Source organism: Actinoplanes sp. NPDC051859 (assembly GCF_044452725.1).
Classification (GTDB): domain Bacteria; phylum Actinomycetota; class Actinomycetes; order Mycobacteriales; family Micromonosporaceae; genus Actinoplanes.
Genome location: NZ_JBITBX010000003.1, coordinates 315,984 through 337,406, shown reverse-complemented (window position 1 = coordinate 337,406; position 21,423 = coordinate 315,984). Strand labels below are relative to the sequence as shown.

Genomic DNA, 21,423 nt, shown 5'->3' with positions numbered 1-21,423 from the left:
GCTGGTAGGAATGTTCGCTCTGGGCGCACGAACGGCGGGCATCGATGGTCCGCTGGCGGGTGTTGGGACTGCCATGGATACCGAACACACAGGTGTCGAATCCTCGGCACTCGATGCCTACAGCCGGGTGGTCACGGGAGTCGCCGCCGCCCTGCTGCCGTCCGTCGCGGCGCTCGGAGTGCGTACCCCGCAGGGCACCGGCGCGGGGTCGGCGGTGACCTTCACCGATGACGGACTTCTGATCACGAACGCACACGTGGTGGCCGGCGCCACCGGCGGGACCGCGACGTTCGCCGCCGGGACGGAGACGCGGTTCGACGTGGTGGGCGCGGATGCGTTGTCCGACCTCGCCGTGGTGCGGGTGCACCAGCCCGGGGCACCAGCCGCTCCACTGGGGAATGCCGACCAGCTGCGGATCGGTCAGCTGGTGGTCGCGGTCGGCAACCCGATGGGCCTCGCGGGATCGGTGACTGCCGGCGTCGTCTCCGGACTCGGCCGGTCGCTGCCCGCGCGCGACGGGCGGCGGCTGCGCATCATCGACGACGTCATCCAGACCGACGCCGCACTCAACCCCGGCAACTCCGGGGGCGCGCTCGCCGACGCCACCGGCACCGTGGTGGGTGTCAACACCGCGGTCGCCGGCTACGGTCTCGGCCTCGCCGTGCCGATCAACGCGACAACCCGACAGATCCTCGGTGAGCTGGTCTCGACCGGACGCGTTCGGCGGGCCTGGTTGGGCGTGGCCGGGCTGCCCACTCCCCTGCCCCCGCCGCTCGCCGACCGCCTCGGGCAGAAGCTCGGCCTGCGCGTGGTCGAGGTGGTGCCAGCCAGCCCGGCCGGACTCGCCGGCATCTACTTAGGGGACATTTTGCTCACCGCGGGCGGCACGCCCCTCCCGACGGTTCAGGCCCTCCAACGGCTGATGCTCGGCCCCGCAATTGGCGTCAACCTGCCGATCACCCTGCTCCGCAAGAACGCCTTAGTGGACGTCATCACCACACCCACGGAACTGACTTAGCGGTTCGAGCGCAGAGGGGTTCGAGCGCAACCACTTACGCAGGTCGCCGGGGTGGGTCGAGCGTTCTGGGCGCCTTGCGCCCTGCTCGGCCCACCCCGGCCCTCGGCGTGAGCAGCGGTCTGCACCCACCACCCCGCTACGACATCCAGATCTTGATCTTGATCTTGATCCTGCGGAAGAAGGTCAGCTCAGGTGCGCGAGGAGGTCCTGGCGGGTGAGGACGCCGGCGGGCTTGCCGTCGATGAGGACCATGGCGGCGTCGGACTTCTCGAGGAGGGCGACCGCTTCGCTGACCGGCTGGCCGCCGCCGATCATCGGCAGCGAGGCGCTCATGTGGCGCTCGATGGTGTCGTGGAGGTGGGCCTGGCCGGTGAAGAGTGCGTCCAGCAGGTCCTTCTCCGCGATCGAGCCAGCCACCTCGCCGGTGACGACGGGCGGTTCGGCCTTGAGGACCGGCAGCTGGCTGACGCCGTACTCGCGCATGTAGTCGATGGCGTCGCGGACCGTCTCGGTCGGGTGGACGTGGACGAGCGGCGGCATCGTCTCGCCCTTGGCCTCCAGGGCGGTGGCGACCGTGGGGGCGCCGTCGCCGGTGTGGAGGAAGCCGTAGCGGGCCATCCAGCCGTCGTTGAAGATCTTGGACAGGTAGCCACGGCCGCCGTCCGGGAGCAGGACCACGACGACGTCGTCCGGGCCGGCCTTGCGGGCGACCTCGAGGGCGGCAACGACGGCCATGCCGCAGCTGCCGCCGACCAGCAGGCCTTCCTCACGGGCCAGGCGGCGGGTCATCTCGAACGAGTCCGAGTCGGAGACCTCGATGATCTCGTCGCAGACGTTCCGGTCGTAGGTGGTCGGCCAGAAGTCCTCGCCGACGCCCTCCACCAGGTACGGACGACCGGTGCCGCCGGAGTAGACCGAGCCCTCCGGGTCCGCGCCGATGACCTTGACGGCGCCCTGTTCCTTCAGGTACCTGCCGGTGCCGCTGATCGTGCCGCCAGTGCCCACGCCCGCCACGAAGTGCGTGATCTTGCCCTCGGTCTGCTTCCACAGCTCCGGCCCGGTCTCCTCGTAGTGGGAGCGCGGGTTGGCCGGGTTGCTGTACTGGTTGGGCTTCCAAGCGCCCGGAATGTCCCGGGCCAACTTGTCGGAGACGTTGTAGTACGAGCGCGGGTCCTCCGGGGCCACGGCGGTCGGGCAGACCACGACCTCCGCGCCGTACGCCCGCATCACGTTCTGCTTGTCCTCGCTGACCTTGTCCGGGACGACGAAGATGCACTTGTAGCCGCGCAGCTGGGCGACCAGGGCCAGCCCGACGCCGGTGTTTCCGCTGGTCGGCTCGACGATGGTGCCGCCCTCTTTGAGGATGCCCGCCTTCTCGGCGTCCTCGACCATGCGCAGCGCGATCCGGTCCTTGACCGAGCCGCCCGGGTTGAAGTACTCCACCTTGGCGAGGACGGTCGCGGAGATGCCCTCGGTGACGCTGCGCAGGCGGACGAGGGGGGTGTCCCCGATCATGTCGACGACGTTGTCGTAGTACCGCACGTCTCTGTGCCCTTCTCGGTGCTGACCTTGACTGATCAGGTCAGCCTACGGCTCAGGGAACGATCTTCCCGAGCAGGACCGAATCGCGTTCCTTCTCCCACTGAATGAACCGCTCGGTCTCACTGAGCACCGACCCGGCCAGCCAGGCGATCATCGCGGCGTCGTCAGCCAGCCCGAGGACCAGCAGGAAGGCCTCCGGCACGGCGTCGATCGGCGACACCACGTACAGCGTCGCCGCCGTCATCAACGCCACCCGCAGCCCGCCGTCGTACTGGCCGCGCGCGGTCGCCGTCAGCATCCTGGGCAGTGCCGCGAGGCGCTTGCCGATCGACGGTCCGCCGCGTGCTCCCCCCATCAGCGCCTTGGCCAGCGCACTGAACGCGGCCGTCCGTCGCAACGCCTTCGCCATGGTCGTCCCCTTTCGCCGATTCCAGCATGACGTCCATCCGCCAGTTGTGCCCGGTCGGCGCGGGGTTCAGACAGGTGTCGCACCTCCGCGTTAGCCTCAAAGACCCCACCCATCGCCGGCGGCCGGTTGTTTTCGACGGCTGACGGGCAATCCCCACCCGGGCGAGAGCGAGGGAGAGCATGCGACAGGTGCGCAATCTGACAGCGACGGACTGGCGGCGAATCAAGCTGGCCGGGCAGGTCGCAGGCGGTGTCACGGGTGCTGCTGCCGGAATCAGCCTGCTTTCCGCAGGAGTGCTGCTGCGTCAGGCGGCCGACGCGCGGCGCATCATCCCGATGGCCGAGGCGCCACCGCCACGCGGCGACGGCCTCTACGGCGCGAAGCTGCCCGGGCGGCCGCTGAGCATGGTGATCCTGGGCGATTCCTCCGCCGCCGGCTACGGCGTCCATCGCCCCCGCGAGACCCCCGGCGCGCTGCTCGCGACCGGAGTGTCCCGGCGGCTGCACCGGCCGGTCCGGCTGCACCGGGTGGCCGTCGTCGGCGCCACGTCGGCCGGGCTGCCGTACCAGGTGGATGCGGCGCTGGAATACGACCCCGAGGTCGCGGTCATCATCATCGGCGGCAACGACGTCACCCATGTGTCGGCCCGGTCCGCCGCGGTGCGCCACCTGGCCGACGCGGTGCGCCGGTTGCGGGCGGTCGGCTGCAAGGTCGTCGTGGGTACGTGTCCCGACGTCGGCGCCATCCAACCGATCAAGCCGCCGCTGCGGTGGCTCGCGCGCAGCTGGAGCCGTCAGCTCGCTGCCGCGCAGACGGTCGCGGTGGTCGAGGCGGGCGGACGGACGGTCTCGCTGGGCGATCTGCTCGGGCCCGCCTTCGTGGCCGATCCCGTACGGATGTTCGGCTCGGACCGCTTCCACCCCTCCGTCGAGGGGTACGCCCGCGCGGCCGCCGTGATCATGCCGACGCTGATGGCGGTGCTCGGTGACGACGACCGGTCCACCGCACACGGGCCGGACGGGGTGCGCAGTCTCCCGCAGGCTGCTCAGGAGGCGGTGCGGTCCGCGGGCACCGAGGTCAGTGCGGCAAAGGTGGACGGAGCGGAACGCGGTCCGGCCGGACGGTGGGCACAGCTGCGGCGGCGGCCCTGGTTCGCCGAGCCGCGCAGCTGGCTGAGCGGGCTGACCTTCCTGCCCTCCGGCGCAGTTACGGCTCCCGAAGCCCGCACGACCACGGCAGGCGGCGCGACTGCTGCAGATGGCGCGACTGCTGCAGATGGCGCGACTGCTGCAGATGACGCAACTGCTGTCGGTGGGGCGGCTTCAGAAAGCGCAGCTGATGCTGGAGGGGACAAATCAGATTTAGGGGGATCGACGAATCACGGGGGCGGCGGCGGGTCAGCGACGGGGTCAGGCGAGCGAGCGGCGGATAACCCCGGGCCTGACCAGCACACGCCGGGTGGGCGCTCTCCGGATGCCCCGTCGAGCCGCCACCTGCCGGACGAGCCAGGACCTGGCCGGCGCGGGCCGGACAAGCCTCAGTCGAGCCACCACGGGTCAACCGAGCCAGGACCTGGCCGGCGCGGGCCGGACAAGCCTCAGTCGAGCCACCACGGGTCAACCGAGCCAGGACCGAGTCAGCAGGGGACGGACGTGCCTGGGCCGAGTCACCACGGGTCAACCGAGCCGGGACCGAGTCAGCAGGCGACGGACGTGCCTGGGCCGAGTCACCACGGGTCAACCGAGCCGGGACCGAGTCAGCAGGGGACGGACGAGCTGACGGCGGAGCAGGACGAGCGCAGGTCGTCGTTCGGTGGCGGGGCGCTCGGCAAGTTTTCGCTGGGCGGGCTGTCCTGGGGTGGCAGCTCGCTCGGCGGGCGGCCGATCGGGGGATTCGTGCTCAGCGGGGCCGCAGCCTCCGGGTTCCCGGTGTTTTCCGGGAGTAGTGCGGTTGCCGGGGTCAAGCGGGCCGGAGCGCTGATGTCCAGCCGGATGAGTGCTCGCGTTGCCCGTGGGGCGGGCCGGGTGGGCGTCGGCGCCGTAGGGTGGACACCAGAGGATCATCGGGCGCCCGCCGACCGGGCGGCGCAGGGGATGGCAGCAGCCGCCGACTAGGCGACTGGGCAGCTCGGGACGACGCTTCGGGCGGCAGGGAGGCGACATGACGGGCCTGGCGGGACGAATCGGCAAGGCGGCGGCCACGACGCTGTTTGCTTCGGCCGTGGGCGGTGTCGCCCTGCTCGCGGGTGAGGCGCTGGCCGCCAAGAGCCGGCGGTATGCGAAGCCCACGATGGGCCTGGCGCTGCGGACGTCCATGGGTCCGACTGGATCTCCGCCGCTGCGACTGGTGCTGCTCGGCGACTCGGCGGCGATTGGCGTGGGGGTGGAGTGGCTGTCGGAGACCGTCGGCGGTCAGTTGGCCCGGCTGCTCGCTGACGGCACCCCGGAGACGGGCAAGCGGCATGTGCTGCTGTCCAGCGTCGGCGTGGCCGGTTCCCGTTCGGCCGACCTGGCCACCCAGGTGGCCCGGGCACTGCTCGGCGACCGGCCGGACGTGGCGGTGGTGCTGATCGGCGCCCATGATGCGACCGGCCTGCGCGGACCGGAGGAGTCTGCTCGGCAGCTGGCCGAAGCGGTCCGGCGACTGCGGGACGCGGGTGTGCAGGTGGTCGTGGGGACCTGCCCCGACCTCGGCGCCGTACGCTCCATTGCTCAACCGCTGCGGAACGTGACCGCCTGGCTGGGGCGCCGGATGAGCCGCGCGCAGGCTGCGGCCGTGACCGAGGCCGGCGGTGTGGTGGTAGACCTCGCCGACGAGACCGGGGCGGTGTTCCGCGCGGACGCGGGAACGCTCTGTTACGACGGATTCCACCCGTCGGCGGACGGCTACCGGGTGTGGGCGCACGCGCTCTACCCAGCGGTGTTCGACGCGGCGCAGGCGGCTGGCCGCCGCTCAATTCAAGAATAAAGTCTGACATTTCGGTGTGACGAAGTGGCGCTACCGCGATAAGTTACCGGCGCGTTAACGTGTGGTCATGCCGGAAGCTGTCATCGTCGCCACCGCTCGCTCCCCCATCGGCCGCGCCTTCAAGGGTTCGCTGAAGGACCTGCGTCCCGACGATCTCGCCGCGACCATCGTCGACGCCGCGCTCGCCAAGGTGCCGCAGCTGGACCGGGCGCTGATCGAGGATCTGTACCTCGGCTGTGGCCTGCCCGGCGGCGAGCAGGGCTTCAACATGGCCCGCGTGGTCGCCACCCTGCTCGGCCTCGACGGGCTGCCGGGCGCCACCACCACCCGGTACTGCGCCAGCTCCCTGCAGACGACCCGGATGGCCTTCCACGCGATCAAGGCCGGCGAGGGTGACATCTTCGTCTCCGCCGGCGTCGAGACGGTGTCGCGCTTCGCCCGCGGCAACTCCGACGCCCTCCCGCCGGACGCCCAGGCCGTCGTCGGCGGCGGCTGGGAGAACCCCAAGTTCGCCGACGCTCGGGTACGCACCACCGAAGCGGCCACCAACGGCGGCGTGTGGCACGACCCCCGCCAGGACGGTCAGCTCCCCGACATCTACCTCGGCATGGGCTTCACCGCCGAGAACCTCGCCCAGGCGTACGACGTGAGCCGGGCGGACATGGACGAGTTCGGCGTACGCAGCCAGAACCTCGCGGAGAAGGCCATCGCCAACGGCTTCTGGCAGCGGGAGATCACCCCGGTGACCACCCCGGACGGCACGGTGGTGTCGACCGACGACGGTCCGCGGCCGGGCGTGACCATGGAGGCGGTGGCCGGGCTCAAGCCGGTGTTCCGCCCCGACGGCCGGATCACCGCCGGCAACTGCTGCCCGCTGAACGACGGCGCGGCCGCCGTCGTGATCATGAGCGACACCAAGGCCCGCGAGCTCGGCATCACCCCGCTGGCCCGGATCATCTCCACGGGCGTGACCGCCCTGTCCCCGGAGATCATGGGTCTCGGTCCGGTCGAGGCGACCCGTCAGGCATTGAAGCGCGCCGGCATGACCGTCGACGACATCGACCTGGTCGAGATCAACGAGGCCTTCGCGGCCCAGGTGATCCCGTCCTACCGCGAGCTGAACATCCCGCTCGACAAGGTCAACGTCAACGGCGGCGCCATCGCTGTCGGCCACCCGTTCGGCATGACCGGCGCCCGCATCACCGGCACCCTGCTCAACTCGCTGGAGTTCCACGACAAGTCCATCGGCCTCGAGACGATGTGCGTCGGCGGCGGCCAGGGCATGGCGATGGTCATCGAGCGCCTGAGCTGACCTTCCCGCACCACCCGATCTTCCGCCGGGTTCGGCTGCCGCACAGGGCGCCGGGCTCGGCGGATCTCATTTCACAGGGTCTTGCGGACCGCCAGGAGGTCGGCGGCGGCCTGGGTCAGGACATTCCCGGTCGGCTCGGCGAGGAGCAGGTCGTCGATCGTGACGCGGAGCTGGTCGGGCAGGGCCGTGTCCGCTTCGCGGGGCACCTCGCGGCGGGGTCGCCGCTCGGCGTCCGCGGCCAGGTCGGCGAGCCGCTGCACCAGGGCGAAGACGAGATCGCCGCGGGAACCCTCCCCGACGGAAGTGGACCAGCGACCGGATTCCCAGTGGCCGACCTGGGCGAGCAGGCGCTGGGTGGCGGTGCGAAGTTCGTCGGCGGGTGCGGGGGCGTCAGGCACGGGCGAAACCCTATCCAAGACGAAACGCCCGGCCCGCACGAGGCGGACCGGGCGTTCCGGTGTGTCAGTGGTGCGGTGGCCCAAGTGGCACTAACCATGCCGGGCTGGGCGGACTGCTGCGGGTCAGTCGTCGCCCTGGAGGAAGCTCAGCAGGCGCAGGATCTCGATGTAGAGCCAGACCAGGCTGACCAGGATGCCGAAGGCGGCGGTCCAGGAGTAGCGCTGCGGGAGGCCCATCCGGACACCCTCTTCGATCTCGTTGAAGCTCAGAATGAAGCTCAGCGAGGCCACCACGATGCACACGAGGCTGAAGATGATGCCGATGGCGCCGTTGTCGCGCAGACCGGTGCTGACACCGAAGAGCGACAGCACCAGGTTGATCAGCATGACGGCGAAGAGGCCGGACATCACCGCGATCAGGCCACGGGTGAACTTCGGCGTCGCCCGGATGACGCGCGCACGGTAGAGCATCGCCATCACGAAGAACACACCGAAGGTGGCGACCACCGCCTGCAAGATGATGCCTTGCTGGCCTGCGACGACTGCGAAGAACTTGCTCGCCATGCCGACGAAGACGCCCTCGATCACCGCATAGGTGATGACCAGCGCCGGGTTGGCCATCCGGCTGAACGAGATGACAAAGCCGAGGATCATGCCGACGATCGCCGCGCCGACGAAGGCGGGGCCGGCCAGGCTGCCCGGGATCAGGTTCCAGGCCGCCACGGCGGAGACGCCGGTGAGGCCCAGCAGCGTCACGGTCTTGACGACGACGTCGTCGATCGTCATCGGCTGCACGGCCGGCGGCGAGGCCGGGTAGCCCGTGGCCGTCGGGTACGGCTGACCGTAACCCGGCTGACCGGCGGGCGGTCCGTACGGTCCGTATCCGGCCGCGCGCTCCCGCTCGGCCGCCTGGCCGAGGCGCGAAAGCACCGGGTTCGAAGTCTTCACTGTGTCCAGTCTCCCTTGAAGGTTGAGGGGTCGTGCCTGCCAAGAATATCCGCTGCACCAGCACGGTGCCGTCCCTGGACGCTGTGAACGAGCTGAAAACCCCGCTCATCCGGGGCATCGGTGGAGTCGTGCCCGGTTTCGCACCGATCCGGCGTCGTGCCGGGTGGGTCCGACCCGCTACGGTGAAGCGGCAGCGCCCGGCCCGGGTGGTGGAACGGCAGACACGGCCGCCTTAAAAGCGGCTGCCCCAAAAAGGCGTGCGGGTTCGAGACCCGCCCCGGGCACCAGACACCTCTTCGTCAGCGGCTGCCGGCTCCCACCGGCTCCGACTGACGCTCGTCGGCCAGCGGCGGGGTGACGTGGGTGAATTCCTGCCGCGGCGCGTGCAGCTGACCGAGGGAGATCACCTCGCGCTTGAGCACGAATGCCAGAGTCCAGTCCGCCAGCACCCGGACTTTGCGGTTGAAGGACGGAATGCGGCTCATGTGGTACGTCCGGTGCATGAACCAGGCGGGCAGGCCCTTGAGCTTGATGCCGTAGATCTTGGCGACGCCCTTGTAGAGGCCGAGGCTGGCGACGCTGCCGGCGTACTTGTGGCGGTAGGGCTTGGGGGTGCCGCCGTAGACGACCTGGCGGATGTTGTCGGCGAGGACCGCGGCCTGGCGGACGGCGTGCTGGGCGCTCGGGGAGCACCAGGCGCCGGGGCTGGTCAGGTCGGGGACCTGGGCGCAGTCGCCGGCGGCCCAGGCGCCGTCGAGGACCCGGTCGCCGTCGACGACCTGGAGGGTGGGATCGCAGGTGACGTGGCCGCGGGGGCCGCGGGGCAGGTCGGTCTGGTCGAGCATCGGGGACGGCTTGACGCCGGCGGTCCAGACGATCGTCTCGGCGCGGAAGACCGCGCCGTCGGAGAGGTGGACCTCGCCGTCGACGCAGGACTCCATCCGGGTTTCGAGGCGGATGTCGATGCCGCGCTTGCGGAGCTGGCGGGCGGCGTACGCGCCCATTTCCGGGCCGACCTCGGGGAGGATGCGGTTGGACGCCTCGACGAGGACGAACGTGACCTCGTCCTTCTTCAGCTCCGGGTAGTACTTGAGGCCGTCGCGGACGACGTCTTCCATCTCGGCCAACGCCTCGACGCCCGCGTAGCCGCCGCCGACGAAGACGAAGGCCAGCGACGCCCGGCGCACCTCGGGGTCGGGCGTGACGGCCGCGACGTCGAGCCGGTCGAGGATGTGGTTGCGCAGGAAGATGGCTTCGCCGATGGTCTTGAAGCCGATGCCGCGTTCGCGCAGGCCGGGGATCGGCAGGACGCGGGAGACGGAGCCGGGCGCGACGATGATGTGGTCGTACGCGATCTCCTTGATCGGTCCTTCGATCGGCTGCACGGTGACCGTCTTGCGGGCGTGCTCGATCCGGGTGACCTCGCCGGAGACGATGTGGCAGCGCTTGAGCTCGCGGCGCAGCGGCACGACCGAGTGGCGCGGCGAGATGTTGCCGGCCGCTGCCTCGGGGAGGAACGGCTGGTACGTCATGTGCGGCTGGGGGTCGATGACGACGACCTCGGCCTTGCGCGCGTTGAGCTTCTTCGACAGGCGCAGTGCGGCGTAGAGCCCCACGTGACCTGCGCCGACTACCACGATGCGTTGCGGATTCACGTTCCCATCATTCCGCTCCGGCCGGATCGACGCCCTGTTCTGTGACGAGGACAACCCGTGAAAGTCAAGGCTCGTAACGCCGGTATTTCGGTTTCATTTCGCTGGGAACTTAGGGTGCCCTTACTGTCACGTACGGCGAAGCAACCGGGCCAGCAGCAGGGCAAGCCCGACCGCCGCCGCGAGGCCCGCCACAGTGGCGAGAAGGAACGCCGGGCCGGTCAGTTCGGTGCTCACGCCGAGCACGATCACCGTCAGCACGGCCGAGCCGAGCACCACTCCCCCAGCCCGCAGCAGCCAGTTTCCGGCAACCTCCGCCCCCACCACCGCGTCGTACGGCAGGACCGCCGCCAGCGCCGCCAGGGTGTGCCCGAGGTAGAGCAGCGTCGCTATCGCCAGCACCCGCCACAGTGCAATGGGGGCGTCGTACCAGGTGGTGTCGAGGATCCAACCGGCGACGACAGCCAGAGCGGCGGCAGTCGGCGCGATGCCTCGGGGCGCGAACATCGGATAGGCCGCCATGAGGGCCAGCGGCAGGGCTGCCCGGCCCAGCACGAGCGTCTCCGACCAGGCCACCACCAACGCCAGCAGGAAGGCCATGCCGATGCCGCCGCGGATCAGCAGCGGCAGGACGGTGGCGCGGGCGGCGATGCGGCGGGCGCGCTGGACCCGGTCGGTGATGCCGTCGAGCATGTCAGTGCCCCCTCGGCGCCGAGGCGAGCCGCGCCACGTCGCGCAGCACCAGGTCCAGGCTCCCCGCGCCGGCCCAGGTCACGACCGGTACGCCGTGCTCGCGGAGCCGGCCGAGCACGTTTTCGCGTTCCATCCGCCACAGCCGGGTCGCCAGCGCGGTCCACTGACTGTGGCCCGCCGGGGCGGCGTCGGCCGGCAACGTGTCGACGGCGAGCGTGAACCGGCCGGACTGGACCAGGCCCGCCAGCATGTCCGCTGCCCGGGGGTCGACGAGCGGGGTCAGCACCACGACGAGCGCGTCCGGGGAGACGTTGTGGGCACCGAACGTGTACTCGCCGGGTTCCTGGCCGGTGCCGGCGCGGACGTCCAGAAGCCATTCCAGCACGGTCAGGTACTGCCGGCGGCCGGTGGCCGGGCGCAGGCGGCGCGCCGACGAGCCGTACTCGGCCAGCGAGACCCGGTCGCCGCGTTGGAGGTAGTGCTCAGCGATGGCGGCGGCCGCGCGCACGGTCGTATCGAGCACGGAAGCCTTGCCCTTGACCCCGCCCGAGGCGCCGGCCTCGCCGAGCACGTCGAGCAGCAACAGCACCTCGGCGTCCCGGTCGGACAGCGTCGACGCGACGTGCAGATCGCGGGTCCGCAGGGACACTCGCCAGTCGATCCGGCGCAGCCGGTCACCCGGCGCGAACGGGCGTACGCCGGCCAGCTCGCCACCCTCACCCGGCCGCCGCGACCGGTGGTTGCCGACCAGGCCGGCCGCCGCGGGCATCGCCTCCACGGCCGCGAACGGCTCGGTTTCGGGGTAGACCCGGACGCCCTCAGCTTCGACCAGCACCGGCCGGCAGGCGAGCAGACCACCACAGGCCGCCACTCGCGCAGCGGCCGGGCCGACATCGTGCCGGCCCCAGCGCCGAGCCGTGCCGGGCAACTCGATCGCGGTCCAGCGGTCCGGTGCGACACTGACCGCGAAGGGGCGATCGGAGTCCGCCAGCCGCAGCCACGTCGAGGTGCGGGTCCGCACCACCACCAGGTCGTACGCGATCACGTCGGGGTTGGTGACGGTGACCGACGCGGTGACCTCGCCGCCCTCGACGACGTGGTCCTGGCCGGCCTCGATGCTCAGCTCCGGCGCGGACCGCGGCATCCGGCGCAGGGCAACCGCCGCACCGATGGCGAACGGTGCGGCGAGCAGCACCAGGTCAACCCGGCCCAGCGCCACGCCGAGGACCAACAGCACGCCGGTGAGCAGCACAGTGCGTCCGAGCGCCCGGGTCGGCACCCAGGCCGGCGCCGCCCAGCCCTCGGCGGCCGACGACTCGATCGGCGGCACCGCGGCCCGCAGCGGCGGATCGGAGAAGGTCACTGCTCGGCGTACCCACCGGCGTATGTGGGCAGCGCGCCGCTGGCCGGGGCCGGGACGTTCTGCAGCACCTCCTGGACCACGAACGCGGGGTCGACCCGGCGCAGCCACATCTCCGGTCGCAGGGTGATCCGGTGCGCGAGGGCGGGCACAGCCACGTCCTTGACGTCCTCGGGCACCACGTAGTCGCGGCCGGCCATGACCGCCCGGGCCCGGGCCAGCAGCAGCAGGGCCAGCGAGCCGCGCGGCGACGCGCCGACCAGCGCAGAGGCGTGCTCCCGGGTCGCGGCGGTCAACGCCACGATGTAGCGGCCGATCGAGTCCTCGACCACGATCGTTTCCAGCGCCGCCTGCATCGCGCGCAGCGTCCGGGCGTTCACCACCGGCGCGAGCTGGGCCTCTTCCTGGCGGCGCGACATGCGGCGGCGCAGGACATCCCATTCCTCGTCTTGGGTCGGATAGCCGAACGACACGCGCAGCATGAACCGGTCGAGCTGGGCCTCGGGCAGCGGGTACGTGCCCTCGTGCTCGATCGGGTTGGCGGTGGCGAGCACGTGGAACGGCGGGTCGAGCCGGTAGGTGACACCTTCGACCGACACCTGCTTCTCCTGCATCGCTTCCAGCAGGGCGGCCTGGGTCTTCGGCGGGGTCCGGTTGATCTCGTCGGCGAGCAGCATGTTGGTGAACACCGGACCGGCCCGGAAGGCGAAGTCGCCCTTGCTCTGGTCGTACAGGAAGGAGCCGGTGACGTCGGCGGGCAGCAGGTCCGGGGTGAACTGGAGGCGGCGGAAGTCCAGGCCGAGCGACTGGGCGAAGCACCGGGCGGTCAGCGTCTTGCCCAGGCCGGGCAGGTCTTCGAGCAGCACGTGACCGCCGGCCAGGATGCCGGCCAGCACGAGCTCGAGGGCGTCCCGCTTGCCGACCACCACGCTGCCGACCGAGTCGAGAACCGCGCCGGCCAGCCGACCCACCTCGTACGGCGGTAGGGCCTCCACGCTCGCGTCCGTCACCGGTCCACCCTCCTTTCGATCTTTTCCAACGCGTCGACGTACGCCGACAGCTCCCGGGGCTTCGGCGCACGCCGCCCCGGCTCGTCCAGCAGCTGCCAAAGCGATTCGCCGAGCAGCTCACGTGCCCGTCGCGGATCCGACGAGCGGGTAATGCCGTGCTGCAGCCGCAGGCGCTCGTCGGCGAGTTCCGCCAGTGCCGGCTGGACGATACGCGAGAACCGGTCGCCGTCGTGCTGCGCCCAGTCCAGCTGACGTTCCCACCGTCGTACGGCGGCACGCAGCGAGTCGTCGGCCCAGTCCTGCTGGCCGGGGTGCTCGTCGCGGCTCCGCCGGCCCCGGGGTTTCGGGGGTGGGGCCACTTCGGCGATGGCGTACATGATCAGGCGTAGCGCCGTGAAGGCGGCCACGACGAGCGGGACCGGGAACTTGACGCCCTGGGTCCTCAGGACGGCGATGGTGACCGTGGTGGCCCCGGCCACCAGAAGAACATTCAGGACGATTTTCGTGATTCGCGAGCGCGGCTTGGCCTCGGTCACCGGCTCTTCGACGAAGGCCGGCTCGGCCCGCCCGCCGAACAGCTCGTCGAGGCTGCCATCCGGGTCGCGGCTCATGCGGACACCCCGGCGCCCAGGTCGGAACGCAGCCGTTCCAGCGCGGACACCGCCTGCTGACGCATCCGGTCGTCGACGGTGTGGGTGGCGTACCGGGCTTCGCGGTAGACGTGCGCGAACGGGGTCAGCACTGCCGCATCGAGCTGCTGCTCGGCGAGCAGGCGTTCGACCAGTTCGGTAGGGCTGTCACCGGCGTGCCGCGGGGTGCCGGCCGCCGCCGCGGCCTGTTCCAGCCGCACCCAGCAGGCGATCACGGCGCGGCGCGGGTCCCGGTCGGTGTCGGACAGCTCCTGCAGACCGGCGTCGACCGCAGCCACGATGTCCTCCGCCGCCGTCGAATCGGTTCGGTTACGGGCGCGCCGCCCACCGCGTCGGCGGCGTCCGCCGGTCTGACCGCGCAGCAACGCCCACGCCGCCAGGCCGAGCACGGTCAGGACCGCCAAGCCGAGCACGACCAGCGCCGCAGTGCCGATCCAGCTGGGCAGCTCACGAGCTGCCTCCACCGGCGGCTGCTTCGTCGGCGCGTTCGTCGGCGGCAGCAGCGGCACCGCGCTCGGCTCGGCGGCAGCCTCGAAGCCCGCGTTCGGGTCGAAGCGCTCGAGCTGCGGCGCGGACCGGGTCGCGGCCAGCGCGGCGAGAAAGAGCAGCGCGAGGACGGCGGCCAGCGGCCACCAGCGTCGCAGTGCGGCGGGATTCAAATGCTCAGGCTCGGATCCGGGCTCGGGGGCAGGTCGACAGGACACGAATCATGCCAGGCCCGCGCCCGCCTTCGCACTGGCGAACACGTCGTCGAGCATGGCGGGGGTGAGTCGGCCGGTGAAAGTGTTCTGCTGCGACACGTGATAGCAGCCCAGCAGGTCGGGAGCGCCGGGGAGCACCACACGGGCGCCGTGGCCGAAGCGTGGCCTCGGCACCGGTGGCTTCAAGGCGTACACGGAAGCCAGAACCGGCCACCACGCCGCCCAAGCGAAGGCACCCAGCGCGACCACGACGCGCAGGGTCGGCTTGATGAGGGAAACCTCACGGTGCAGCCACGGCGCGCACGTGTCCCGCTCGGCGGGCAGCGGCTTGTTGTCCGGCGGCGCGCAGCGGACCGCGGCGAAGATCCGGGTGTGCCGCAGTGCGAGGCCGTCGTCAGCGGAGACGCTGGTCGCCTGGTTCGCGAGCCCGGCCCGGTGCAGCGCGGCGAAGAGCACGTCACCCGAGCGGTCACCGGTGAAGATCCGCCCGGTCCGGTTGCCGCCGTGCGCGGCCGGGGCCAGCCCGAGGATGGCGATCGACGCGTCGGCCGGCCCGAAGCCGGGCACCGGCCGCCCCCAGTAGGTCTGGTCCCGAAATGCCGCCCGCTTGGTCGCCGCGACATCCTCGCGCCACGCGACCAGCCGAGAGCAGGCAAAACAATCCGCGACGCCGGCATCCAGCACGCTCAGCTCGCGCGCCGCGGCCGCCTGGGCAAAGACGTCTTCTCGGGTACGGCTGGACACCTCACCAGGAGAGCATCCGGGCCCCCGAGTCAGGCAGCCGGGGTCGCTTCAGCCCGCACGCCGCAGGCAGAGCAGATACCCCTGACCCGCGGTGCTCGTGTAGAGGAAATACTCCTCGTCCGCCGCGAAGAAACGCTCACACGCCCGGCTTTGGGCGTCGCTCTCCGCCTCGACTCGACCCACCACGGTGAACGCCGCGGCCGGCTCAGCGCAGCCGACCACCGTCGCTTCGGGCTGGTCCTCTGTCTCGCCGGGTCGGGCGTCCGCAGCCGTCGCCAGGCAGTCCCCCACGACGGCTTCCTCGGCGCCGTCGCCCGTCACCAGCAGCGATCCCACGATCGCGCACGTCACCAGCGCGACGACGCCCGCGGCCACGTGCCGCGCAATCGGATTCCACACGTCAGGTATTCCTCCCCGGGGCATACCTGCGCCCCGAGGAGCAACGATTCAGAGCGGCGTCAGCGCCCCGCGGACGGCGACGGCGCGGCGGGCTTCGCCGGAGCCTCGGGCTCGGCGGACGGCTTCGGCGACTCGGGCTTCGCCTTCTCGGACGAACCCGGCGCCTCGGGCTTAGGTGACTCCGACGACCCCGGCGTGGGGGAAGCCCCCGGCATGCGGAACGGCGCGGCGGTGGGGCAGAACGGATACACGCCGGCTTCCCTCTCCTCGTTGTATCCGCTGCTGTAGCCGTCGGCGTCCTCCTTCTCGTCGACCCAGCAGTACGGGTGACCGAGGTGGATCGGCTGGCCGTTCTGGTCGAACAGACGCGCGTTGGTCACCAGCCGACCCTGCTCGTCATAGACGAAGACGTCCTCCACGTTGCCGTACGGGTCGGTGTAGTTGTTGACGTCCTGGAAGTAGGAGCCACGGGTCGTGCTGTCGACGTCGAAGAAGCCGACGAGTGCCACCAGGGCGAGCACGGCCGTGCCGGCGTACAGGGAGAGACGCGACCAGCGGCGCAGCTCCAGGCCGCGCCGGCCGAACCAGATCGAGCCGAGCACGGCGCCGCCGAGCAGCAGCAGCGCCACCAGGGCACTGCCGCCGATCCGGGGCAGCAGACCCATCGGCTGCCCGCTGTTGTCGACCATCATGGCGACGACCATCGCCAGCAGATAGCCGCGCAGCACCCACCAGCCCGGGCGGAGCAGGCGCAGGAAGTCGCTGACCCGCTCGTACCCGACGAACTTGCCGAACCGGGCGTCGGCCGACCGCAGCGGCGGCAGGATGTGCTCGCTCAGCGCCGGGGCGACCTGGTTCCGCAGCCCGGCGAGGACGCGGACCCGGCCACCGCTCGGCGGATCGGGGAAACCTCCCACGAAGGGAGCAGCACCGCGCAGCTCGGCGGCGTACGCCTCGGGGCTGCCCAGCCGTTCGGTGAGCGAGCCCTCGCCGTCGGCCATGACCTCGGTGAGGTGCGCGGTCAGGTCTTCCAGCAGCTCGTCGCGCTGCGCTTCCGGCAGGTCGCCGAGCGCTGCGCGGACCGCGAACACGTACGCGGTGATCTCGTCCTGGGCCGTGGGTTTCACGCCGTCTCCCGCTCGTCAAGCAGCTCGTTCATCGTCACCGCGAACCCGTGCCACACCTTGCCCGACCGGTCCAGTTCGGCCTGCCCGGCACTGTTCAGCGCGTAGTACTTGCGATGTGGCCCCTCGATGCTGGGCACGACATACGTGTTCAGGAAGCCGGCGTTGAACAGCCGACGCAGCGTTCCATAGACGCTGGCGTCGCCGACGTCGGCGAGTCCGGCGGTGCGTAACCGGCGGAGGATGTCGTATCCATAGCCGTCGTCGTCGCGCAGAGCGGCGAGCACGGCAAGATCCAGGACACCCTTGAGAAGCTGGGTGGTATCCACGCGGAGCACAGTACTTCGCCATGCGAAGTAGTGTCAAAGATCGGCGCGCGCGATTTCGACCTCGGCCGGTCAGGCCAGGGAGAAGGCGATGCCGTCGAGGATGTCGTGCTCGCTGGCGATCACGGAAGCCTTGCCGGCGCGCTCCATGATGATGCGCAGGATGAGAGCTCCGGCGCCGATGACGTCGGCGCGGCCCGGGTGCATCGCTGAGAGGTCGAGGCGGTCAGCCACTGTGGAGCCGAGGATGTCGGCCGTCACCTTGGTCACGTCGTCGCGGTGGATGCGGGCGTGATGGATCTGCTTGGCGTCGTACTCGGGCAGGTGCAGGGCGAGCGCCGCCACCGTGGTGACCGAACCGGCCAGGCCGATCAGGGTCGCCGCACCGTGACCCGACACGGCCCGCAGAGCGTTGTCGACAGCCTTGGTGATGTCCTTCTCCGCAGCCGCGACCTCGGCCGGGGTGGGCGGATCACTGTGCAGGTGCCGCTCGGTCATCCGGACACAGCCGATGTCGACCGAGATCGCGTGTTTCACCTCGCGGAACCCGACCACGAACTCCGTCGAGCCGCCGCCGATGTCGACGACCAGGTAGGGCGGCTCAGCGTCCAGCCCGTGCAGGGCGCCGGTGAAGGACAGCCGGGCTTCCTCGTCCCCCGTGATCACTTCGGGATCCACACCCAGGACCGCGCGCACCATGGCCTGGAATTCCGCGGCGTTCGAAGCGTCCCGGGAGGCTGATGTGGCACACATCCGGATCCGGTCGACGCCAAGCTCCGCGATCTCCGCCGCGTAGCCCAGCAGCGCCTTGCGGGTACGTTCGATGGCCTCCGGGGCGAGCTGCCCGGTGCGATCGACGCCCTCGCCCAGCCGGACGATCTCCATCCGGCGAGCCACGTCGGTGAGCTTGCCGCCGGTCACGTCGGCGATGAGCAGGCGGATCGAGTTGGTGCCACAGTCGATGGCGGCGACTCTCACTCAGGGCTCCTATAGATGCAGCAACATCCTCGTGTTGCCGAGCGTATTCGGCTTCACCCGTTCGAGGTCGAGAAATTCGGCAACGCCCTCGTCGTACGAGCGCAGCAGCTGCTCGTAGACGGCGTGCGGCACCGGCGCCCCGTCGATCTCCGTGAAGCCAAAAGCGCCGAAGAAGCGGGTCTCAAACGTCAGACAGAAGACCCGGGCCACGCCGATCTCACGGGCGGCCTGCAGCAGCTCGGCGACCAGGCGGTGACCGATCTTGCGGCCGCGGTGGGCGGGGTCGACAGCGACCGTACGGATCTCTGCCAGGTCCTCCCACATCACGTGCAGCGCCCCGCAGCCGACGACCCGGTCCTGCTCGGTGTCCACGGCGACCCAGAACTCCTGGACGCTCTCGAACAGCGTGACGGTGGCCTTGCTGAGCAGCCGTCGATCCGCCGTGTACGCGTCCACGAGCGCCCGGATCGTCTTCACATCGGTCGTCCGGGCCCGGCGTACGTCGATGGGCATCCGGCGTTATCCGGCCTGTGCGGGCACGCAGGGGCCGCCGGCCCACCACTCACCCACGGCTTCTCGCACCTCGTCGCCGAACGGGTTGACGCCCGGGCCCGCGGCCAGGGCGTGGCCGAGGTGGACGTGCAGGCACTTGACCCGGTCAGGCATGCCACCGGCCGAGATCTTCGCGATCTCCGGCACGTGCTGGGCCGACTCGCGCCGGGCCAGGTAGTCCTCGTGCGCCGCTTGGTAGCGCTCGGCGAGCTCCGGGTCGGTGGCGAGGCGGTCCTGCATCTCCCGCATCACACCGCCGGACTCGAGCCGGCTGCACGCTGCGGTCGCACGCGGGCAGGTGAGGTAGAACATCGTCGGAAACGGGGTGCCGTCGTCCAGCCGGGGCTCGGTCTCCACGACGTCGGGGTTGCCGCAGGGGCAACGGTGTGCGACGGCGCGGGTGCCGCGGGGGCGGCGGCCGAGTTGCTGGGCGACGGTGTCGAGATCGGTCTGGGAAGGAGTCGTCATCTGTCTTTCGCGGATTCTGCGTTGGCGGCGGCGACGCTGCCCCACAGTGTGTCGTACCACCGGTCGGGGCCGGGCGCCGTGGTGAGCCCTGCGTCGCGGGCGGCACCGACCGGGTCTTCCAGCACCAGCAGCGGCGCCTCACCCGGCTTGACGTAGAACAGTCGGCTGCGGGCCTGGATCCCGATGTAGACCGGGTCCTTCCACTTGTCGACCTCCTCCTCCAAGCCCTTGATCTTCGCCTGCTGCGCGGCCTGGTCGGCACGCATCTGCGCGATCTGGGACTCCTGGGCGAGGTAGATGCGGACCGGATAGGTGTAGGCGAGGGCAAGCGCGATGAGGACAACGATCAGGACGGTCGCGCGGCCGGTGAAGGCCTTCGGACGGGTCGCCACCGTTCGTTTCGTCGCGCCAGCGGACGCGGCCCGGCGGGCCGCAGCGGGCCGGCTGCCGGAACGGTTCACGCTGCCCGTGGTGCGGGTGGGCGGGACCCGGCGCGGCTCGATGCGGGTGGCACCGGTGTCACGGGCCCGGCTAGGCCGGCCACTGCGGACCCCCGGACGTCCTGCTTGTCCGGTGGGCCGCCGGGTGGGGCCCTGCCCACTCGGTGTGCGGCGCTGCGTCATCCCTGCCCTCCCCCCGGGCACTCGCGCAAGACCATGGAGTTGCGGCACCTGCTCGCTGGACCCTATTCCCACCGAACGCGGCGCCACAACTCCATGATCCGACGGCAGAGCGTTACGCGGTGCGGTAACGCGGGAACGCGCCCGCTCCGGCGTACCGCGCGGCGTCGCCCAGCTCCTCCTCGATCCGCAGGAGCTGGTTGTACTTGGCGACCCGGTCGGAGCGGGCCGGCGCACCGGTCTTGATCTGTCCGCTGCCGACGGCCACGGCCAGGTCAGCGATGGTGGTGTCCTCGGTCTCGCCGGACCGGTGGCTCATCATCGTCTTGAAGCCGTTGCGGTGGGCCAGGTCACACGCGTCGAGCGTCTCGGTCAGCGAGCCGATCTGGTTGACCTTGACGAGGACGGCGTTCGCGGCACCCTCGGCGATGCCCCGACCGATGCGGGTGGGGTTGGTCACGAACAGGTCGTCGCCGACGATCTGCAGCTTGTCGCCGAGCTGCGTGGTCATCGCGGTCCAGCCGGCCCAGTCGTTCTCGTCGAGCGGGTCCTCGATGGAGACGATCGGGTACGTCTCGGCGAGCTTCGCGTAGTAGTTGATCATCTCCTCGGTCGACTTCGGCGAGCCCTCGAAGACGTACGAGCCGTCCTTGTGGAACTCGGTCGCGGCAACGTCCATGGCGAAGACGATGTCGGTGCCCAGGGTGAAGCCGGCGGCCTGGACGGCCTCGGCGATCAGGTCCAGCGCGGAGGCGTTCGACGGCAGGTTGGGGGCGAAGCCACCCTCGTCGCCCAGGCCGGTCGACAGGCCCTTCTTCTTCAGCACCGACTTGAGCGCGTGGTAGACCTCGGCGCCGGAGCGCAGCGCCTCGCGGAAGGAGGGCGCGCCGATCGGAGCGATCATGAACTCCTGCACGTCGACGTTCGAGTCGGCGTGCGCACCACCGTTGAGGATGTTCATCATCGGCACGGGCAGCAGGTGCGCGTTCGGGCCGCCGACGTAGCGGAACAGCGACAGGTCGGCACTGCGTGCGGCGGCCTTGGCGACGGCAAGGGAGACGCCGAGGATCGCGTTGGCGCCCAGCTCGGACTTGTCCGCGGTGCCGTCGAGGTCGAGCATCTTGGTGTCGATCAGGCGCTGCTCGCTGGCCTCGTACCCGATGATCTCGTCGGTGATCTTGTCCTCGACGTTGGCGACCGCCTTCTCGACGCCTTTGCCGAGGTAGCGGGCCTTGTCGCCGTCACGCAGCTCGACCGCCTCGAACGCGCCGGTGGAGGCGCCGGACGGCACGGCAGCGCTGGCGGTCGTGCCGTCGTCCAGCCCGACCTCGACCTCGACGGTCGGGTTGCCCCGCGAGTCGAGGATCTCCCGGGCGACGATCGCTTCAATGGTGGCCATCTGCCGTGGCTCCTCAAGTTCGTACGGATGGGTTCCTCGGACCGCGCCCCCGCGGGCCGGACACGACCCTGAGGGTATCGAGCCGCGCTCGCGCGCGTGGCGGCGGCTGGGGAAGTTCGGTGGTCAGTTGCCTCAGGCCGGCCGCCGCGCTGC

General features: G+C 70.8%; 22 protein-coding genes, 1 tRNA gene and 1 pseudogene. 5 read left to right on the top strand and 19 right to left on the bottom strand.

Annotation, left to right across the window (positions count from 1 at the left end; translation table 11 throughout):
• The first annotated feature begins 73 nt into the window (after positions 1-73).
• Entirely contained in the window at positions 74-1,018 is a 945-nt protein-coding gene (locus ACIA1L_RS09525) for a S1C family serine protease (RefSeq protein WP_396072141.1), read from the top strand.
• 183 nt (positions 1,019-1,201) lie between these two features.
• On the opposite strand, the gene ACIA1L_RS09520 is transcribed toward ACIA1L_RS09525, so the two are convergent.
• Together ACIA1L_RS09520 and ACIA1L_RS09515 are read right to left on the bottom strand one after the other, a co-directional pair.
• Complete coding sequence (locus tag ACIA1L_RS09520; RefSeq protein WP_396072139.1) at positions 1,202-2,560, bottom strand: cystathionine beta-synthase; 1,359 nt, start codon at positions 2,558-2,560, stop codon at positions 1,202-1,204.
• A 52-nt stretch (positions 2,561-2,612) separates the two neighbouring features.
• A complete protein-coding gene (locus tag ACIA1L_RS09515) occupies positions 2,613-2,969 on the bottom strand; it encodes a YkvA family protein (RefSeq protein ID WP_396072137.1) in 357 nt (118 codons plus the stop codon).
• Positions 2,970-3,148: 179 nt separating this feature from the next.
• Between ACIA1L_RS09515 and ACIA1L_RS09510 the strand changes: the two are divergent.
• The 3 genes and pseudogenes from ACIA1L_RS09510 to ACIA1L_RS09500 all read left to right on the top strand — a co-directional run.
• A pseudogene (locus tag ACIA1L_RS09510) lies at positions 3,149-4,123 on the top strand (SGNH/GDSL hydrolase family protein); the annotation flags it as partial.
• A gap of 1,006 nt (positions 4,124-5,129) precedes the next feature.
• Entirely contained in the window at positions 5,130-5,936 is an 807-nt protein-coding gene (locus ACIA1L_RS09505) for an SGNH/GDSL hydrolase family protein (protein ID WP_396072135.1), read from the top strand.
• A gap of 67 nt (positions 5,937-6,003) precedes the next feature.
• Positions 6,004-7,248, top strand: coding sequence for an acetyl-CoA C-acetyltransferase (locus ACIA1L_RS09500; RefSeq protein ID WP_396072134.1), 1,245 nt, complete (start codon positions 6,004-6,006; stop codon positions 7,246-7,248).
• Between the two features lie 71 nt (positions 7,249-7,319).
• On the opposite strand, the gene ACIA1L_RS09495 is transcribed toward ACIA1L_RS09500, so the two are convergent.
• Together ACIA1L_RS09495 and ACIA1L_RS09490 are read right to left on the bottom strand one after the other, a co-directional pair.
• Entirely contained in the window at positions 7,320-7,646 is a 327-nt protein-coding gene (locus ACIA1L_RS09495; RefSeq protein ID WP_396072133.1) for a hypothetical protein, read from the bottom strand.
• 123 nt (positions 7,647-7,769) lie between these two features.
• Positions 7,770-8,594: a Bax inhibitor-1/YccA family protein gene (locus ACIA1L_RS09490; protein ID WP_396072132.1), complete on the bottom strand. Its 825-nt coding sequence runs from the start codon at positions 8,592-8,594 to the stop codon at positions 7,770-7,772.
• A gap of 200 nt (positions 8,595-8,794) precedes the next feature.
• On the opposite strand from ACIA1L_RS09490, the gene ACIA1L_RS09485 reads away from it, so the two are divergent.
• Positions 8,795-8,881, top strand: a tRNA-Leu gene (locus ACIA1L_RS09485).
• 12 nt (positions 8,882-8,893) lie between these two features.
• Here ACIA1L_RS09485 and ACIA1L_RS09480 read toward each other — a convergent pair.
• The 15 genes from ACIA1L_RS09480 to eno all read right to left on the bottom strand — a co-directional run bounded on the left by ACIA1L_RS09480 (position 8,894) and on the right by eno (position 21,270).
• Complete coding sequence (locus tag ACIA1L_RS09480; RefSeq protein ID WP_396072131.1) at positions 8,894-10,249, bottom strand: NAD(P)/FAD-dependent oxidoreductase; 1,356 nt, start codon at positions 10,247-10,249, stop codon at positions 8,894-8,896.
• Between the two features lie 126 nt (positions 10,250-10,375).
• Positions 10,376-10,939, bottom strand: coding sequence for a hypothetical protein (locus ACIA1L_RS09475; protein WP_396072130.1), 564 nt, complete (start codon positions 10,937-10,939; stop codon positions 10,376-10,378).
• A 1-nt stretch (position 10,940) separates the two neighbouring features.
• Positions 10,941-12,281 carry a DUF58 domain-containing protein gene (locus tag ACIA1L_RS09470; protein WP_396072458.1) on the bottom strand — a complete coding sequence of 447 codons (1,341 nt, stop codon included), beginning with the start codon at positions 12,279-12,281 and terminating at the stop codon, positions 10,941-10,943.
• Positions 12,282-12,298: 17 nt separating this feature from the next.
• Complete coding sequence (locus tag ACIA1L_RS09465) at positions 12,299-13,309, bottom strand: AAA family ATPase (RefSeq protein WP_396072129.1); 1,011 nt, start codon at positions 13,307-13,309, stop codon at positions 12,299-12,301.
• Complete coding sequence (locus tag ACIA1L_RS09460; protein WP_396072128.1) at positions 13,306-13,920, bottom strand: hypothetical protein; 615 nt, start codon at positions 13,918-13,920, stop codon at positions 13,306-13,308. The genes ACIA1L_RS09465 and ACIA1L_RS09460 overlap by 4 nt, the downstream gene beginning before the upstream one ends.
• Positions 13,917-14,618, bottom strand: a complete 702-nt coding sequence (locus tag ACIA1L_RS09455) for a DUF4129 domain-containing protein (protein ID WP_396072127.1) — start codon at positions 14,616-14,618, stop codon at positions 13,917-13,919. Before ACIA1L_RS09455 ends, ACIA1L_RS09460 begins: the two co-directional genes overlap by 4 nt.
• 48 nt (positions 14,619-14,666) lie before the next feature.
• Positions 14,667-15,404 (bottom strand): uracil-DNA glycosylase, encoded by a 738-nt coding sequence (locus tag ACIA1L_RS09450; protein ID WP_396072126.1) that lies wholly within the window; start codon positions 15,402-15,404, stop codon positions 14,667-14,669.
• Between the two features lie 48 nt (positions 15,405-15,452).
• A complete protein-coding gene (locus ACIA1L_RS09445; protein WP_396072125.1) occupies positions 15,453-15,803 on the bottom strand; it encodes a hypothetical protein in 351 nt (116 codons plus the stop codon).
• 59 nt (positions 15,804-15,862) lie between these two features.
• Entirely contained in the window at positions 15,863-16,930 is a 1,068-nt protein-coding gene (locus ACIA1L_RS09440) for an HAAS signaling domain-containing protein (protein WP_396072124.1), read from the bottom strand.
• Positions 16,927-17,256: a PadR family transcriptional regulator gene (locus ACIA1L_RS09435; RefSeq protein WP_396072122.1), complete on the bottom strand. Its 330-nt coding sequence runs from the start codon at positions 17,254-17,256 to the stop codon at positions 16,927-16,929. The genes ACIA1L_RS09440 and ACIA1L_RS09435 overlap by 4 nt, the downstream gene beginning before the upstream one ends.
• A 69-nt stretch (positions 17,257-17,325) precedes the next feature.
• A complete protein-coding gene (locus ACIA1L_RS09430; protein ID WP_396072121.1) occupies positions 17,326-18,231 on the bottom strand; it encodes an exopolyphosphatase in 906 nt (301 codons plus the stop codon).
• Between the two features lie 9 nt (positions 18,232-18,240).
• Positions 18,241-18,744 carry an amino-acid N-acetyltransferase gene (locus tag ACIA1L_RS09425; RefSeq protein ID WP_396072120.1) on the bottom strand — a complete coding sequence of 168 codons (504 nt, stop codon included), beginning with the start codon at positions 18,742-18,744 and terminating at the stop codon, positions 18,241-18,243.
• Positions 18,745-18,750: 6 nt separating this feature from the next.
• Positions 18,751-19,251 carry a DUF501 domain-containing protein gene (locus tag ACIA1L_RS09420; RefSeq protein ID WP_396072119.1) on the bottom strand — a complete coding sequence of 167 codons (501 nt, stop codon included), beginning with the start codon at positions 19,249-19,251 and terminating at the stop codon, positions 18,751-18,753.
• Entirely contained in the window at positions 19,248-19,874 is a 627-nt protein-coding gene (locus tag ACIA1L_RS09415; RefSeq protein WP_396072118.1) for a septum formation initiator family protein, read from the bottom strand. The genes ACIA1L_RS09420 and ACIA1L_RS09415 overlap by 4 nt, the downstream gene beginning before the upstream one ends.
• Before the next feature lie 112 nt (positions 19,875-19,986).
• Positions 19,987-21,270: a phosphopyruvate hydratase gene (gene eno / locus ACIA1L_RS09410; RefSeq protein ID WP_396072117.1), complete on the bottom strand. Its 1,284-nt coding sequence runs from the start codon at positions 21,268-21,270 to the stop codon at positions 19,987-19,989.
• Positions 21,271-21,423: the final 153 nt, after the last annotated feature.

What these genes read in the sequence shown, in the direction of transcription:
- ACIA1L_RS09505 (WP_396072135.1), top strand. Translation starts at nt 5,130, where the DNA reads ATGACGGGCCTGGCGGGACGAATCGGCAAGGCGGCGGCCACGACGCTG.
- eno (WP_396072117.1), bottom strand. Translation starts at nt 21,270, where the DNA reads ATGGCCACCATTGAAGCGATCGTCGCCCGGGAGATCCTCGACTCGCGG.
- ACIA1L_RS09415 (WP_396072118.1), bottom strand. Translation starts at nt 19,874, where the DNA reads ATGACGCAGCGCCGCACACCGAGTGGGCAGGGCCCCACCCGGCGGCCC.
- ACIA1L_RS09460 (WP_396072128.1), bottom strand. Translation starts at nt 13,920, where the DNA reads ATGAGCCGCGACCCGGATGGCAGCCTCGACGAGCTGTTCGGCGGGCGG.
- ACIA1L_RS09475 (WP_396072130.1), bottom strand. Translation starts at nt 10,939, where the DNA reads ATGCTCGACGGCATCACCGACCGGGTCCAGCGCGCCCGCCGCATCGCC.
- ACIA1L_RS09500 (WP_396072134.1), top strand. Translation starts at nt 6,004, where the DNA reads ATGCCGGAAGCTGTCATCGTCGCCACCGCTCGCTCCCCCATCGGCCGC.
- ACIA1L_RS09515 (WP_396072137.1), bottom strand. Translation starts at nt 2,969, where the DNA reads ATGGCGAAGGCGTTGCGACGGACGGCCGCGTTCAGTGCGCTGGCCAAG.
- ACIA1L_RS09420 (WP_396072119.1), bottom strand. Translation starts at nt 19,251, where the DNA reads ATGACGACTCCTTCCCAGACCGATCTCGACACCGTCGCCCAGCAACTC.
- ACIA1L_RS09425 (WP_396072120.1), bottom strand. Translation starts at nt 18,744, where the DNA reads ATGCCCATCGACGTACGCCGGGCCCGGACGACCGATGTGAAGACGATC.
- ACIA1L_RS09525 (WP_396072141.1), top strand. Translation starts at nt 74, where the DNA reads ATGGATACCGAACACACAGGTGTCGAATCCTCGGCACTCGATGCCTAC.